The sequence below is a fragment of the Pseudomonas palmensis genome, assembly GCF_017848315.1.
In the GTDB taxonomy this organism is placed as follows: domain Bacteria; phylum Pseudomonadota; class Gammaproteobacteria; order Pseudomonadales; family Pseudomonadaceae; genus Aquipseudomonas; species Aquipseudomonas palmensis.
In genome coordinates this window covers 1-15,623 of the sequence record NZ_JAFKEC010000063.1, presented here as the reverse complement: position 1 = coordinate 15,623, position 15,623 = coordinate 1, and the positions used below count along the sequence as shown (strand labels likewise).

The 15,623-nt window shown below is 62.4% G+C and carries 10 protein-coding genes; 6 read left to right on the top strand and 4 right to left on the bottom strand.

Features of this window, described 5'->3' with window-relative positions:
* Positions 1-49: 49 nt before the first annotated feature.
* The 3 genes from JZZ72_RS23745 to betT all read right to left on the bottom strand — a co-directional run bounded on the left by JZZ72_RS23745 (position 50) and on the right by betT (position 3,658).
* Positions 50-760 (bottom strand): hypothetical protein, encoded by a 711-nt coding sequence (locus tag JZZ72_RS23745; RefSeq protein WP_210015260.1) that lies wholly within the window; start codon positions 758-760, stop codon positions 50-52.
* 132 nt (positions 761-892) lie between these two features.
* Positions 893-1,225, bottom strand: a complete 333-nt coding sequence (locus JZZ72_RS23740; RefSeq protein ID WP_210015259.1) for a hypothetical protein — start codon at positions 1,223-1,225, stop codon at positions 893-895.
* A 429-nt stretch (positions 1,226-1,654) separates the two neighbouring features.
* The gene (gene betT / locus JZZ72_RS23735; RefSeq protein WP_054915558.1) at positions 1,655-3,658 is read right to left on the bottom strand and encodes a choline BCCT transporter BetT; all 2,004 of its coding nucleotides are present in this window, start codon (positions 3,656-3,658) and stop codon (positions 1,655-1,657) included.
* 423 nt (positions 3,659-4,081) lie between these two features.
* On the opposite strand from betT, the gene betI reads away from it, so the two are divergent.
* From betI to selO, 6 genes are all read left to right on the top strand, one after another.
* Positions 4,082-4,747, top strand: coding sequence for a transcriptional regulator BetI (gene betI, locus JZZ72_RS23730; protein WP_043860369.1), 666 nt, complete (start codon positions 4,082-4,084; stop codon positions 4,745-4,747).
* A 29-nt stretch (positions 4,748-4,776) separates the two neighbouring features.
* Positions 4,777-6,249, top strand: coding sequence for a betaine-aldehyde dehydrogenase (gene betB, locus JZZ72_RS23725; protein WP_043860370.1), 1,473 nt, complete (start codon positions 4,777-4,779; stop codon positions 6,247-6,249).
* 83 nt (positions 6,250-6,332) lie between these two features.
* Positions 6,333-8,030, top strand: a complete 1,698-nt coding sequence (betA, locus tag JZZ72_RS23720) for a choline dehydrogenase (RefSeq protein ID WP_043860371.1) — start codon at positions 6,333-6,335, stop codon at positions 8,028-8,030.
* 260 nt (positions 8,031-8,290) lie between these two features.
* Positions 8,291-10,033: a potassium/proton antiporter gene (locus JZZ72_RS23715; protein WP_043860372.1), complete on the top strand. Its 1,743-nt coding sequence runs from the start codon at positions 8,291-8,293 to the stop codon at positions 10,031-10,033.
* A 36-nt stretch (positions 10,034-10,069) separates the two neighbouring features.
* Positions 10,070-13,402, top strand: a complete 3,333-nt coding sequence (mscK, locus tag JZZ72_RS23710; RefSeq protein WP_210015258.1) for a mechanosensitive channel MscK — start codon at positions 10,070-10,072, stop codon at positions 13,400-13,402.
* Entirely contained in the window at positions 13,399-14,859 is a 1,461-nt protein-coding gene (selO, locus tag JZZ72_RS23705) for a protein adenylyltransferase SelO (protein ID WP_078481683.1), read from the top strand. The genes mscK and selO overlap by 4 nt, the downstream gene beginning before the upstream one ends.
* A gap of 103 nt (positions 14,860-14,962) precedes the next feature.
* Here the strand turns inward: selO and JZZ72_RS23700 are convergent, their stop codons facing one another.
* Entirely contained in the window at positions 14,963-15,448 is a 486-nt protein-coding gene (locus tag JZZ72_RS23700; RefSeq protein WP_043860375.1) for a DUF4265 domain-containing protein, read from the bottom strand.
* Between the last annotated feature and the right edge of the window lie 175 nt (positions 15,449-15,623).

The window sequence follows — 15,623 nt, the reverse complement described above, 5'->3', positions numbered from 1 at the left end:
AAACAGAGCTTATACACAAGACTCACACTTCTATCTTTATAGGGGCATATTAAAACCTCCTGCTATTTTTGCACAAAAAGCCAACTAACCTTGAAAATGCATAAGGATATTTACTTACCTCACGCCTACTGATAGCACCATCCAGCTCAAACGAATTCATGTATTTTTTTACGCTTCTTACTGAAACACCAGGAACACTACCAACTCTATCCAGACCACTTTCCACATTATCAATCAAGTATGCACCCCTGTTCTGGCGAAAACCAAATCTGACCACTATGTTTTCCTCAAACACAACAGCGCCCTCATCATTACCATCCCAGAAATAAAAACTTATATTATCGAGCGATCCGCCCCGTAAGTCTCGATAATCCCAATACGCTTTCAGCAGCGTGGTTAATCTAACCTTCGGCTCAACACCCAATCCAGTGCCGACAGATTCATCTGCAAAAAAATACAACTTGTGCATCAGACTAAGCCCAGTATTTCTATGAGGCACAATAATTTCTTTTTCGTAAGCGTGACAGTCTGACTTATCACCCACCAATTCATACCCGTAGTCCTCTAGGGTGGAGCGCTCCATATCAGGCAGCCCAAGAATCTCTAAATCCTCAAATGTTAATTTATCCAAAAAAATATTAAATATTTCGAAAAATGTAGCTCTCAACATTGTTTTCACCAAGAATTTAATAACAGGGTTCGTTCCAGCGGAGTGATGCCACGGCCCGGCGCGAAGATGTAGAACTTTATTCACTGCCATACCGGTCATTCAGCATGGGCTGTCAGCTTGGAGCATAAGTACACGTCTCTGGCATCCGAAGGGGCCTTCTTGTAGAGGCCTAAACGCATACAATTACTTTAGAGCCAAAAAACACTTTATTTAAGTGCAACTTTACTTATCGACTTTAAAGTGCCTGTCCAACTTCAAAAATTGCCCACCCCTCATAATTTGAAGCCCTTTTATTTTTAGTTTAATTTCCGACCCCTCTGATTTGACGTAGAAACCTAGAAAGGCGATTTTTTCTTCTATTTCGTCTACATGACTAAACAGCATAGCATTTGCCGCACTTTCAAGCTCTTTGAACAAATTCCGGTACCTCGAGAACTCTTTGACTGGAGAGAACCTCCCTTGCTTCTTGGGGTTGTCACCAACCTGCAATATGATCTGCCCCAAGCACTTATCATCTTTATCAAATAAGTAAAACAGCTCTTCAGTTATTGACATCTCGTTTCATCCCCCAGCGCATTTGATAGACCGACTAAATTTTCGTCACTGAATCCATCCCTTCCATCCGGGTGAATAATTCTCGCATGATTGGGAAATTTATTCGTTGGATCACTGATTACATCGAATCCTGCAACCCTAATACTTTCTTCTGTTCCCAGTGCAACTGTACCCGCTGCACGTTGTAACCCGCTGGCCTTGGGAAAGGCAAAACCCGAAAAAGTGCGCAACTTCTTGCGCAGCACTGTGCAAGAAGTTGCGCAGTTGTTAAAAGTCGAGAATCGACTTTTTCGTGCTTCCTTGGTCGCCAGCCAGCAAACCTTTTAATTTATTTATCCTTCGTCAGCGCTGTAGAACGCCAACGCATCGCCAGCAAAAAAAAGGCCCTGCCGTCACCGGCAGGGCCCTTCTTCATTCAGCTATCTGCCATCAGCTGTACACACGCCCCAGCAACTGGCGATGACTCTCGAACTGATCCAGCACGTCGCGGGTGATCTGCTCGACGGTAAAGCCCATCAGGTCGTACTCCTGGCTGCCGTTGTGCAGGTACACCTCGGCCCGGTAGTAACGCTGGCGCACGTCGCCTTCACCCTGCGCCGGCGCTTCGCTCGGCGCCGCCAGGTAGCCGTCCAGGCTCACTTCGTAGACGAACGGGTTGCCCTCCTCCATCTCGATGCGCAAGCCCATCGCCTCGCGCGACTGGCCGACGCGGCTCTGCACCTGCAGGCCCATGCCCTGCAACTGCACCGCCGCCTCTTTCAGCGCCGGACTCACCTGCTTGTCCATGAAGCGCTGCACCATCGCCTGGGTCGGCTGCAGGTCCAGCTGGGTGAGGCGCTCGCTGAAGCCGCGACGGCCACGCGCCGCCAGTTCGGCCTGCTCCTGCTCGACCTGCGTGTCCTGCTTCATGGCCTTGAACAGGCCGAACATGAACACCACCAGCACCACCGAGAACGGCAGCCCGGCCAATACCACCATGGTCTGCATGGCCTGGAAGTTGCCCACCAGCAACAGCCCGATGGTCACCAGGGTGATGATCGCCGACCACAGGATACGCAGCCAGTGCGGCGCATCCTCGTCCACGTCGCCGCCCTTGCACGACAGGTTGGCCATCATCACCGCGCCCGAGTCAGCCGGGGTGAGGAACAGCACGAAGCCGACGAACACCGCCACACCAACCACGATCTTGGCCGCCGGGAAGTGCTCCAGCAGCTGGTAGATCGACATCGCCGGTTGTTCCACCGCCGTGCGCCCAAGCTCCACCGCACCGTGGTTGATCACCAGGTCCAGCGCGGTGTTGCCGAAGATCGACAGCCACGCCAGGGTAAAGCCCAACGGAATCAGCAGCACGCCGGCCACCAGCTCGCGCACGGTGCGGCCACGGGAGATACGCGCGATGAACATGCCCACGAACGGGGCCCAGGAAATCCACCAGGCCCAGTAGAACAGGGTCCACAGGCCCAGCCAGCCTTCGGACCTGGCGTTGTTGCCTTCGTACACGTACAGGTCGAAGGTCTTGAGGATCACGCCGTTGAGGTAGTCGCCGATGTTCTGCACGAAACCGTTGAGCAGGTGCAGGGTGTCACCGAACAGCAGCACGAACAGCAGCAGGCCGCTGAACAGCAGGATGTTCAGGTTGGACAGGCGGCGAATGCCGTTCTCCACGCCCGACACCGCCGCGATCGTGGCCACGGTGCTCATCACCAGGATCACCATCAGCAGGTTGGTGTTGCTGTGCTGCATGCCGAACAGGTACTCCAGGCCCGAGGACACCTGCATCGCACCGATGCCCAGGTTTGTCACCAGGCCCAGCAGGGTCACGAACATGCCGAAGATGTCCACGGTGTGCCCGGCAGCCCCCTTGACCCAGCGCTCACCCACCAGCGGGTACAGCGCCGAACGCAAGGCCAGTGGCTGGTTGTGGCGATAGGCGAAGTAAGCCACGGCCAGGCCCACCAGCGCATAGATCGCCCAGCCGTGCAGGCCCCAGTGCAGGAAGGTCAGCTGCATGCCCTGGCGTGCGGCCTCCAGGCTGGCCGGCGCACCGGCAGGCGGGTTGAAGTAGTGGTCCAGCGGTTCGGACGCGCCAAAGTACAGCAGCGAGATACCGATACCGGAGGAGAACAGCATGCCGGCCCAGGCACCGTAGCTGAAGTCGGGCTTGTCGTCCTTGCCGCCAAGCTTGAGCTTGCCGTAGGAGGAAAACGCCAGCCCGATGACGAACAGCAGGTAGCCGCCGATCACCAGCATGTAGTACCAGCCGAAGCTGCGCGACAGCCAGGCTTGGGCCTGGCCGAGAATTTGACCGGCCGTGTCCGGGGCGGCGATCAGCAAGGCAGTCAACAACAGGATCAGCAGCGCCGTGGTGTAGAACACCACGCTGTTGACCCGGACCCTCTCGGCAGGGGTCTTTATCAGGGAGGCAGAACTCATTGCACAGATGCTCCAGGCAGTGCGAGAGAAAACACGAAACGACCCGTCACCCGCGCAATTGGTGCAATAGCCCCACTGCGTCAGGTGTTATAAAAGCACCTTGAAAAACCGTGATCCCAAACCGATTGCGTTGAAAAAAACAGAAAAAGGGTCCCGATCCGAGGGCCCGCCGAACGGTGCGACACCGCTGGGCAATTCTGATCAACGTTTCGTTTAAACCCGTGCACGCCTTGCATTACGGGGGTTACACGTCTTTTTAGGGTGCCAATCGGCGTCAGTGACGGGCCACAAAAACCTGTCAATGGCGCGAATTGTCGCAGAGCTTATTCTTTGTTGATTGAACGTTCAATCAAAACAAAATAGACTGGTCTTCGCCGAGTCAGCCGCCTGTCGTCTGCCCGAAGGCCTGAGGAGATTTGCCAGATGCCCAAGGTCGGTATGCAACCCATTCGCCGCCAGCAGTTGATCGAAGCCACGTTGATGGCGGTAGACCAGGTCGGCATGGGGGACGCCAGCATTGCGCTGATCGCCCGTTTGGCCGGTGTGTCGAACGGCATCATCAGTCACTACTTCCAGGACAAGAATGGCCTGATCGCAGCGACCATGCGGTACTTGATGAACGTGCTGATCGACAACGTCGCGGCACGTCGCCAGGCGCTCACGGAGGACACCCCGCGCGCCCACCTGAAGGTGATCGTCGAGGGCAACTTCGACGCCAGTCAGGTCAACGGCCCGGCAATGAAAACCTGGTTGGCCTTCTGGGCCGCCAGCATGCACCAGCCGTCTTTGCACCGGTTGCAGCGGATCAACGATCACCGCTTGTATTCCAACCTGTGCTGCCAGTTCCGCCGTGTGTTGCCGCTGCCCGAAGCCCGCAGCGCGGCCCGCGGGCTGGCTGCCCTGATCGACGGGCTGTGGCTGCGCGGCGCGCTGTCGGGAGATGCCTTCGATACCGACCAGGCGCAGCAGATCGCTTACGAATACATGGATTCACAACTGGCTAAACAGAGCAGCCCGGCTCTACAGGACCCGGCCTCTGAACCACTGCGCGTCGCGAGTGCCAAACAAGCAGGAGCACAGCGCGGATAGCCGACACACACTGCACTTGCGAGGACACTATGGCCCGTTTCGAAACGCAAAAACTCTACATTGACGGTGGTTATGTCGACGCTTCCAGCGGCGCCACCTTCGACGCCATCAACCCGGCCAACGGCGAAGTCCTCGCCCAGGTGCAACGTGCCAACCAGGCCGACGTGGAGCGCGCAGTGGAAAGCGCCGAGCGCGGCCAGAAAGTCTGGGCGGCCATGACCGCCATGCAGCGTTCGCGCATCCTGCGCCGCGCCGTCGACATCCTGCGCGAGCGCAACGACGAGCTGGCTGCACTGGAAACCCTGGACACCGGCAAGTCCTACTCCGAAACCCGCTACGTCGACATCGTCACCGGTGCCGACGTGCTCGAATACTACGCAGGCCTGGTGCCGGCCATCGAAGGCGAGCAGATCCCGCTGCGCGACAGCTCGTTCGTGTACACCCGTCGCGAGCCGCTGGGCGTGACCGTGGGTATCGGCGCCTGGAACTACCCGATCCAGATCGCCCTGTGGAAATCCGCCCCGGCCCTGGCCGCCGGCAACGCGATGATCTTCAAGCCCTCGGAAGTCACCTCGCTGACCACCCTGAAACTGGCCGAGATCTACACCGAGGCCGGCCTGCCGGACGGCGTGTTCAACGTACTGACCGGCAGCGGCCGCGACGTCGGCACCTACCTCACCGAACACCCGCGCATCGAGAAGGTCTCGTTCACCGGCGGCACCGCCACCGGCAAGAAGGTCATGGCCAGCGCCTCGAGCTCCTCGCTCAAGGAAGTCACCATGGAGCTGGGCGGCAAGTCGCCGCTGATCATCTGTGAAGACGCCGACCTGGACCGCGCCGCCGACATCGCGATGATGGCCAACTTCTACAGCTCGGGCCAGGTGTGCACCAACGGCACCCGCGTGTTCATCCCGGCCTCGCTCAAAGCCGCCTTCGAAGCCAAGATCGCCGAGCGCGTGGCGCGCATCCGCATCGGCAACCCGCAGGACGAGAACACCAACTTCGGCCCGCTGGTCAGCTTCGCCCACATGGAAAGCGTGCTGGGCTACATCGCCAAGGGCAAGCAAGAAGGTGCCCGCGTACTGTGTGGCGGCGAGCGTCTGACCGACGGCGAGTTCGCCAAGGGCGCCTTCGTGGCCCCGACTGTCTTCACCGACTGCCGTGACGACATGACCATCGTCAAGGAAGAGATCTTCGGCCCGGTGATGAGCATCCTCTCCTACGAGACCGAAGAAGAAGTCATCCGTCGCGCCAACGACACCGACTACGGCCTGGCCGCCGGTGTCTGCACCAACGACATCAGCCGCGCGCACCGCATCATCCATCAGCTGGAAGCGGGCATCTGCTGGATCAACGCCTGGGGCGAATCGCCGGCCGAGATGCCGGTCGGTGGCTACAAGCAATCCGGTGTCGGCCGTGAAAACGGTGTCAGCTCGCTGGCCCAGTACACGCGGATCAAGTCGGTACAGGTCGAGCTGGGCAACTACGCCTCGGTGTTCTAAGCACCCGTGTAGCCGCGCCCGGGCCGCCAGGTCCGGGCGCCTCCCCCCCGCTCCCCTGCTCACTGCCTATGAGGGTACGCAACATGTCCCACGTTTTTGACTACATCATCGTCGGGGCCGGCTCGGCCGGTAACACCCTGGCGACCCGCCTGACCGAAGACGAAGGCGTCACCGTATTGCTGCTGGAAGCCGGCGGCCCGGACTACCGCTTCGACTTCCGCACCCAGATGCCGGCCGCACTGGCCTTCCCGTTGCAGGGCCGACGCTACAACTGGGCCTACGAGACCGACCCGGAGCCGCACATGGACGGCCGCCGCATGGAATGTGGCCGCGGCAAGGGCCTGGGCGGCTCCTCGCTGATCAACGGCATGTGCTACATCCGCGGCAACGCCATGGACTACGACGGCTGGGCCAAGCTGCCAGGCCTGGAAGACTGGTCTTACCTGGACTGCCTGCCGTACTTCCGCAAGGCCGAAACCCGTGACATCGGCCCCAACGACTACCATGGCGGCGAAGGCCCGGTGAGCGTCACCACGCCAAAAGCCGGCAACAACCCCCTGTTCCACGCCATGGTCGAAGCCGGCGTGCAGGCCGGTTACCCGCGCACCGAAGACCTGAACGGCTACCAGCAGGAAGGCTTCGGCCCGATGGACCGCACCGTGACGCCCAAGGGCCGTCGCGCCAGCACCGCCCGCGGCTACCTGGACACCGCCAAAAAACGCTCGACCCTGACCATCGTCACCCATGCCCTGAGCGACCGCGTGCTGTTCGAAGGCAAGCGCGCCGTGGGCGTGACCTACCTGGTGGGCGCCAGCGAAGAGCGCGTCGAAGCCCGTGCCCGCAAGGAAGTCATCGTGTGCAGCGGCGCCATCGCCTCGCCACAGTTGCTGCAGCGCTCCGGCGTGGGCCCGGCGGCCCTGCTCGAAAGCCTGAACATCCCGGTGGTGCACGACCTGCCGGGCGTGGGCGAGAACCTGCAGGATCACCTCGAACTGTACCTGCAGTACGCCTGCACCCAGCCGGTGTCGCTGTACCCGTCGCTGCTCTGGTACAACCAGCCGGCCATCGGTGCACAGTGGCTGTTCGCGGGCACCGGCATCGGCGCCAGCAACCAGTTCGAGGCCGGCGGCTTCATCCGCTCGCGCCCGGAATTCGAATGGCCGAACATCCAGTACCACTTCCTGCCGGTGGCGATCAATTACAACGGCAGCAACGGCGTGCAGGAACACGGCTTCCAGGCGCACATGGGCTCGATGCGTTCGCCTAGCCGCGGGCGTATCCAGCTCAAGTCCAAGGACCCGCGCCAGCACCCGAGCATCCTGTTCAACTACATGGCCACCGAGCAGGACTGGCAGGAGTTCCGTGACGGTATCCGCCTGACCCGCGAGATCATGGCGCAGCCGGCGCTGGACGCCTACCGTGGCCGCGAGATCAGCCCCGGTGCCGACGTGCAGACCGACGAGCAGCTGGACACATTCATCCGCGAGCACGCCGAGACCGCGTTCCACCCATCGTGCTCGTGCAAGATGGGCATCGACGAGATGGCGGTGGTCGACGGCCAGGGCCGCGTGCATGGCATGCAGGGCCTGCGCGTGGTGGATGCCTCGATCATGCCGATCATCACCACCGGCAACCTGAACGCGCCGACGATCATGATGGCCGAGAAGATCGCCGACAAGATCCGTGGCCGCCAGCCATTGCCGCGCAGCACGGCCAAGTACTATGTGGCCAATGGTGCACCGGTGAAGGGCAAGCCGATGCGTGAGGTGCCGCAGGCTTAAGACCCTGCTGCCCCCATCGCGGGTCAAGCCCGCTCCCACAGAGACCAATGTGATCCTTGTGGGAGCGGGCTTGACCCGCGATGGGGGCGGTACATTCACAGCAGATCAAGCACCCCTGCGGTGCTTTTTTTGTGCCCGCGATAATCGCTTTACAGCCCGCCAACCTCACAGGTTAGAATCCTTGGCACGCGACCTGCTAGCTGAAGTCAGGCAAAAAGCAAGTCGCGCCTCTTTCTGCAATCCCCCCTGGAGTACTGCCTTTGGATGCGTCCACCATCAATAGCCTGTTCTTGATCGGCGCATTGCTGGTAGGTGCAAGTATCCTGGTCAGTTCACTCTCCTCGCGCCTGGGCATCCCGATCCTGGTGATCATCCTGGCAGTGGGCATGGTTGCCGGCGTCGACGGCGGCGGCATCATCTTCAACAACTACCCGACCGCCTACCTGGTGGGCAACCTGGCACTGGCCGTGATCCTGCTCGACGGCGGCCTGCGCACCCGCGTCTCGAGTTTCCGCGTGGCCCTGTGGCCGGCGCTGTCGCTGGCCACGGTGGGGGTGATGATCACCACCGGCCTCACCGGCCTGGCCGCCGCCTGGCTGTTCGACCTGAGCCTGATGCAGGGACTGCTGATCGGCGCCATCGTCGGCTCCACCGACGCCGCCGCGGTGTTCTCGCTGCTGGGCGGCAAGGGCCTCAACGAGCGGGTGACGGCCACCCTGGAAATCGAGTCGGGCAGCAACGACCCGATGGCGGTGTTCCTCACCGTGACCCTGATCGAGATGATCGCCAGCGGCCAGAACGGCCTGCACTGGGGCCTGCTCGGCCACCTGGTGCGCGAATTCGGCATCGGCAGCCTGCTGGGCCTGGGCGGCGGCTGGCTGATGCTGCAGCTGGTCAACCGCATGAACCTGGCCGGCGGCCTGTACCCGATCCTGGTGATCAGCGGCGGCCTGGTGGTGTTCGCGCTCACCAACGCCCTGCACGGCAGCGGTTTCCTGGCCGTGTACCTGTGCGGCCTGGTGCTGGGCAACCGGCCGATCCGCAGCCGCCACGGCATCCTGCACATGCTCGACGGCATGGCCTGGCTGGCCCAGATCGGCATGTTCCTGGTGCTGGGCCTGCTGGTCACGCCCCACGACCTGCTACCCATCGCGCTGCCGGCCCTGGGCCTGGCGCTGTGGATGATCCTGTTCGCGCGGCCGCTGTCGGTGATGATCGGCCTGCTGCCATTCAAGGCCTTCCATGGCCGCGAAAAGGTGTTCATCTCGTGGGTCGGCCTGCGCGGCGCGGTGCCGATCATCCTTGCGGTGTTCCCGCTGATGGCCGGGCTGCCGCATGCCCAGCTGTACTTCAACCTGGCCTTCTTCATCGTGCTGGTGTCGCTGCTGGTGCAGGGCACCAGCCTGCCGTGGGTGGCGCGCCTGCTCAAGGTGACCGTGCCGCCCGACCCGGCGCCGATCTCGCGCTCGGCCCTGGAAGTGCACATCACCAGCGAGTGGGAGCTGTTCGTGTATCGCCTGGGTGCGGAGAAGTGGTGCATCGGTGCCGCCCTGCGCGAGCTGAAAATGCCCGAAGGCACGCGTATCGCTGCCCTGTTTCGCGGCCAGCAACTGCTCCATCCGTCGGGAAGTACCACCCTCGAAGTCGGCGACCTGCTGTGCGTGATCGGCCACGAACACAACCTGCCGGCGCTGGGCAAGCTGTTCAGCCAGGCGCCGCAACGCGGCCTGGACCTGCGTTTCTTCGGCGACTTCGTGCTCGAAGGTGACGCAGAACTGGGGGCTGTAGCGGCGTTGTACGGTTTGCAGCTCGACGGCCAGGACCCGCACCAGCCGCTGGCGCACTTCATCGAGCAGAAGGTCGGCGGCGCACCGGTGGTGGGCGACCAGATCGAATGGAACAACACCCTGTGGACCGTTGCGCTGATGGAAGGGAACAAGATCCTCAAAGTGGGTATCAAATTCCCCGAAGGTTCTCGACCCGGCCCCGGGCTGTTCCTTTAAACTTCGATTCTCTGCCCGGTTCTACGACGTCTGCCTATGTCCCTGCGCACTGTTGTTAGCGCAGCCCTGCTCGGGCTGTGCCTGTCCCTCTCCTTCGCCCAGGCGGCGGCCCCCCCCACCACGGCAAGCGTCCAGCACAGCCTGGACAAGATCGCCGAGCGCAAGCTGCCGGAGGCCGACCAGAAGGCCCTGCAGCAAGTGCTGGAGCAGACCCTTGGCCTGCTGGCCTCGCGCGACGACTACGACAAGCGCCTGGCCGCGCTCAAGCAGCAACTGGCCGACGCCCCGCGCCAGACCAGCGAAAACCAGCGCGAGCTGACCCGGCTCAAGGACACCAAAACCCTGCCCGTGGCGCAGCGCTACGCCAGCATGGGCGTGCCGCAGCTGGAGCAGTTGCTGTCCGAGCGCACCACCCAGCAGGGCGAGCTGCAGAAAGCGCTGTCCGAAGCCAACAGCCTGATCATCAACTCCCAGACCCGCCCCGAGCGCGCCCAGGCCGAGATCAGCAGCAACCAGACCCGCACCCAGCAGATCAACAGCATCCTCAAGCTGGGCAAGGACAACGGCAAGAGCCTCTCGGCCGACCAGCGCAACCAGCTCAATGCCGAACTCGCCTCGCTCAACGCGCTGACCCTGCTGCGCCGCCAGGAACTGGCCGGCAACAGCCTGCTGCAAGACCTGGGCAACAGCCAGCACGACCTGCTGATCGAGCGCGCCACACGCCTTGAGCAGGAGATCCAGGACCTGCAGACGCTGATCAACCAGAAGCGCCTGGCGCAGTCGCAGCAGACCGTCACCGAACAGTCCATCGAGGCACAGAAGGCCGGCGGCAGCAGCGTGCTGGCCACCGAAAGCGCCACCAACCTGAAGCTGTCCGACTACCTGCTGCGCAGCACCGACCGCCTCAACGAGCTGACCCAGCAGAACCTGCAGACCAAGCAGCAGCTCGACAGCCTGACCCAGGCCGACCAGGCACTGGACGAACAGATCAGCGTGCTCAAGGGCAGCCTGTTGCTGTCCAAGATCCTCTACAAGCAGAAGCAGGCCCTGCCGCACCTGAAGGTCGATCGCGACCTGGCCGACCAGATTGCCGACATTCGCCTGTACCAGTTCGAGGTCAACCAGCAGCGCGAGCAGATCAGCAGCCCCAGCAGCTACGTCGACAAGCTGCTGGCCACCCAGCCGCCCGACAGCGTCACCCCACAGTTGCGCAAGGCCCTGCTGGAGGTGGCAATCACCCGCAGCGATTTGCTGGAGCGGCTCAACCGCGAGCTGAGCGCCCTGCTCAACGAATCCATCACCCTGCAACTGAACCAGAAGCAGCTGCTGAGCACCGCACAGAACCTGCGCGGCACCCTCGACGAACAGATGTTCTGGATCCCCAGCAACAAGCCGCTGGACTTCGAATGGCTGCGCAGCGTGCCCGAACGCCTGCAAAAGCAGGTGGTGAGCCTGCCGTGGGGGTCGGGCATCAACGAACTGGCCGACGGCCTGACGCAGCGCCCGCTGCTGTTCCTGCCGCTGCTGTTGCTGATCGGCGCCCTGCTGTGGCGGCGCAAGTACCTGTATGCGCGGCTGAACAAGGTTCACCAGGATGTGGGCCACTTCAAGCGTGACAGCCAGTGGCACACGCCCCAGGCCATTCTGATCAATATCCTGCTGGCGATGCCGCTGAGCCTGGGCCTGGCGCTGTGCGGCTATGCGCTGCAGATCGACGCCCGCGGCCAGAACGCCAACCTGGGCGCCGCGCTGTGGCAGATCGCCCAGGCCTGGCTGGTGTTCTACACCGCCTACCGGATTCTGGCGCCCGGCGGCGTGGCCGAGCTGCACTTTCGCTGGGAAAAGGCCCAGGTCGAGTTCCTGCGCGGCTGGATCCGCCGCCTGGGCAGCGTGGTACTGGCGCTGGTCGGCGTGGTGGCGGTGGCCGAGCACCAGCCCTCGGCGCTGGCCGACGACGTGCTCGGCATCGGTGTGGTACTGACCTGTTACGCACTGATGGCCTGGCTGCTCAGCCGCCTGCTGCTGAGCAGCCCCGCGCACCGCAATACCTCGCTGTTTCGCAAGGCCGTGGGCGTGGCGTTCACGGCGCTTCCGGTGGCGCTGTTCATTGCCGTGTGCTTTGGCTACTACTACACCGCACTCAAGCTCACCGACCGCCTGATCGACACCCTGTACCTGCTGATGTTCTGGCTGGTGATCGAGGCCGCCTTCGTGCGCGGCCTGGCCGTAGCCGCCCGGCGCCTGGCCTACCAGCGCGCACTGAGCAAGCGCCAGGCCACCAAGGAAGGGCTCGATGGCGAGGTGATCGTCGAGGAGCCGACCCTGGACATCGAGCAGGTCAACCAGCAGTCGCTGCGCCTGATCCGCCTGGCCCTGCTGGGCGGCTTCATCGCCGCGCTGTACTGGGTGTGGGCCGACCTGATCAGCGTGTTCGCCTACCTCGACAACATCACCCTGTACGAGTACACCAGCGGCACCGGCGCGGCCATGAGCATGGTGCCGATCAGCCTGGGCGACCTGCTCGGGGCACTGGTGATCATCGGCATCACCTTCGCCCTGGCCGGCAACCTGCCGGGGCTGCTCGAGGTGCTGGTGCTGTCACGCCTGAACCTGGCCCAGGGCAGCGCGTATGCGACCACCACGTTGCTGTCGTACGTGATTGCCGGGGTGGGCTTCGTCACCACGCTGTCGACCCTCGGCGTCAGCTGGGACAAGCTGCAATGGCTGGTGGCGGCGCTGTCGGTGGGCCTGGGCTTCGGCATGCAGGAGATCTTCGCCAACTTCATCTCCGGCATCATGATCCTGTTCGAGCGCCCGGTGCGCATCGGCGACACCATCACCATCGGCAACCTGTCGGGCACGGTGAGCAAGATCCGCATCCGCGCCACCACCATCACCGACTTCGACCGCAAGGACATCATCGTCCCCAACAAGACCTTCATCACCGGCCAGTTGATCAACTGGTCGCTGACCGACACCATCACCCGCGTCACCCTCAAGCTGGGCGTGGACTACGGCTCGGACCTGGACCTGGTACGCACCCTGCTGCTGCAGGCAGCCAACGAGAACCCGCGGGTGCTCAAGGAACCAGCACCGATCGTGTACTTCCTGAACTTCGGCGAGAGTACCCTGGACCACGAACTGCGCATGCACGTGCGTGACCTGGGCGACCGCAACCCGGTACTCGACGAGATCAACCGCTACATCAACAAGGAATTCAAGCGCCAGCACATCAACATCTCGTTCCGCCAGATGGAGGTGTACCTGAAGAACATGCAGGGCCAGGAGTACAAGATGGTACCGGTCGAAGCGCCGAACAAGACCGTGCTGCCCGAGCCCCCCACCGATGCGCCAGGAGATGGCCGTTGAAATCCCTCGACGAACTGACCTTCGACAACCGCTTCGCCCGCCTGGGCGATGCGTTCTCCACCCACGTGCTGCCCGAGCCGATTGCCGAGCCGCGCCTGGTCGTGGCCAGCGACGCGGCCATGGCACTGCTCGACCTGGACCCTACCGAGGCGCATTCCCCGGTGTTCGCCGAGCTGTTCAGCGGACACAAGCTGTGGGCCGAGGCCGAGCCGCGGGCGATGGTGTATTCGGGGCATCAGTTCGGTTCGTACAACCCGCGCCTGGGTGACGGTCGCGGGCTGTTGCTGGGCGAGGTGTACAACGATGCCGGCGAGCACTGGGACCTGCACCTCAAGGGTGCCGGGCAGACGCCGTATTCACGCATGGGCGATGGCCGTGCGGTGCTGCGCTCGTCGATCCGCGAGTTCCTCGCCTCCGAGGCCCTGCACGCGCTGGGCATCCCCAGCAGCCGCGCGCTGTGCGTGATCGGCTCGAGCACGCCGGTGTGGCGCGAAACCCAGGAGCGCGCGGCGATGGTGCTGCGCCTGGCGCCCAGCCATGTGCGCTTTGGCCACTTCGAATACTTCTACTACACCCGCCAACCCGAGCAGCAGCGCGAGCTGGCCGAGCACGTGCTCAACCTGCACTTTGCCGAGTGCCGCGAGCAGCCCGAGCCGTACCTGGCGATGTTCCGTACCATCGTCGAACGCAATGCCGAGCTGATTGCGCGCTGGCAGGCCTATGGTTTCTGCCACGGGGTGATGAACACCGACAACATGTCGATCCTGGGCATCACCTTCGACTTCGGGCCGTTTGCCTTCCTCGACGACTTCGATGCCGGCTTCATCTGCAACCATTCCGACGACCAGGGGCGCTACAGCTTCAGCAACCAGGTGCCGATCGCACACTGGAACCTGAGCGCGCTGGCCCAGGCGCTGACGCCGTTCATCAGCGTCGAGGCGCTGAAGGAAACGCTGGGGCTGTTCCTGCCGTTGTACCAGGCCCATTACCTGGACCTGATGCGTCGACGCCTGGGGCTGACCGAGGCGCGCGATGACGATTCGGCGCTGGTCGAGCGCTTGCTGGGGCTGATGAACAAGGGCGCTGTGGACTACACGCTGTTCTTCCGCAAGCTGGGTGATCAGCCGGCGGCGCAGGCCGTGCGGGTGGTGCGCGACGATTTCGTCGACCTGGCCGGGTTCGATGCCTGGGCAGTGGAGTACCTGGCGCGCCTGGACCAGGAGCCGGGCAATGCCGAAGGCCGGCGCGCGCGGATGCACGCGGTGAACCCGCTGTACATTCTGCGCAACTACCTGGCGCAGCGTGCCATCGAGGCGGCTGAAGGCGGGGATTACGAGGAAGTGCGACGCCTGCACCAGGTGCTGACACGGCCGTTCGAGGAACAGCCGGGGATGCAGGCCTATGCCGAACGCCCGCCCGAGTGGGGCAAGCATCTGGAGATCAGTTGTTCATCCTGAGATCGCAGCGCCTGCTTCGCGGGTCAAGCCCACTCCCACAGGTACTGCGGTGTTCTTGTGGGAGCGGGCTTGACCCGCGATAGAGCGCGCAGCGCTCGCAGCTTCAGTTGTCGACCCACCAGTTCAGCAACGTCTCATCCTCGTCGTCATCGAGGTTCTGGTAGATGTTGGCGTAATACCACTGCACCCCCGTCGCCTCCCGAAACCGGTCGAACACCGGGCGAATCGCCTCGAACCCATTGCTCGCCGGCACTGCCAGCGTCAGGTTGCCTTTGTAGCGACCATCCAGCGTGCCGCCCAGCAACGTCTGCACCTCGCTTTCCAGCGTGTCGACGGCATCCTGGGGCAACTCGTTGGCGTAGATATGAATGCAAAAATTGCCACCCCGGCGCACCACCTCGACATGCTGATCGGGGATGGCCGTGCAGATGATGTCGCCGCGCGCCATGTTCAGCGCCAGCCCCGGCGACGACAGCAGTTCATAGGTATGTTCGCCCACTTCGCGCACCGGCACGCTTTCGAACACCGGCTCGCCGTTCTTCTTTCTGTCGACGAATACGCGAATGTGCGGTGAATGCTGGCAATCCATCGGTCTGTCCCTGGCCTGTTCAGAAAGGCCGCATGCTAAACCATTACAGCCTCTTCGCCAGCATCACTGGCTTATCTGGCAGGCTATGGCATCTTGCAATCCACCCTCATCACCTCCAGATACCCAACATCACCTGACGCATCCGGACTCCCACCATGACCGACCCCCTCCACAT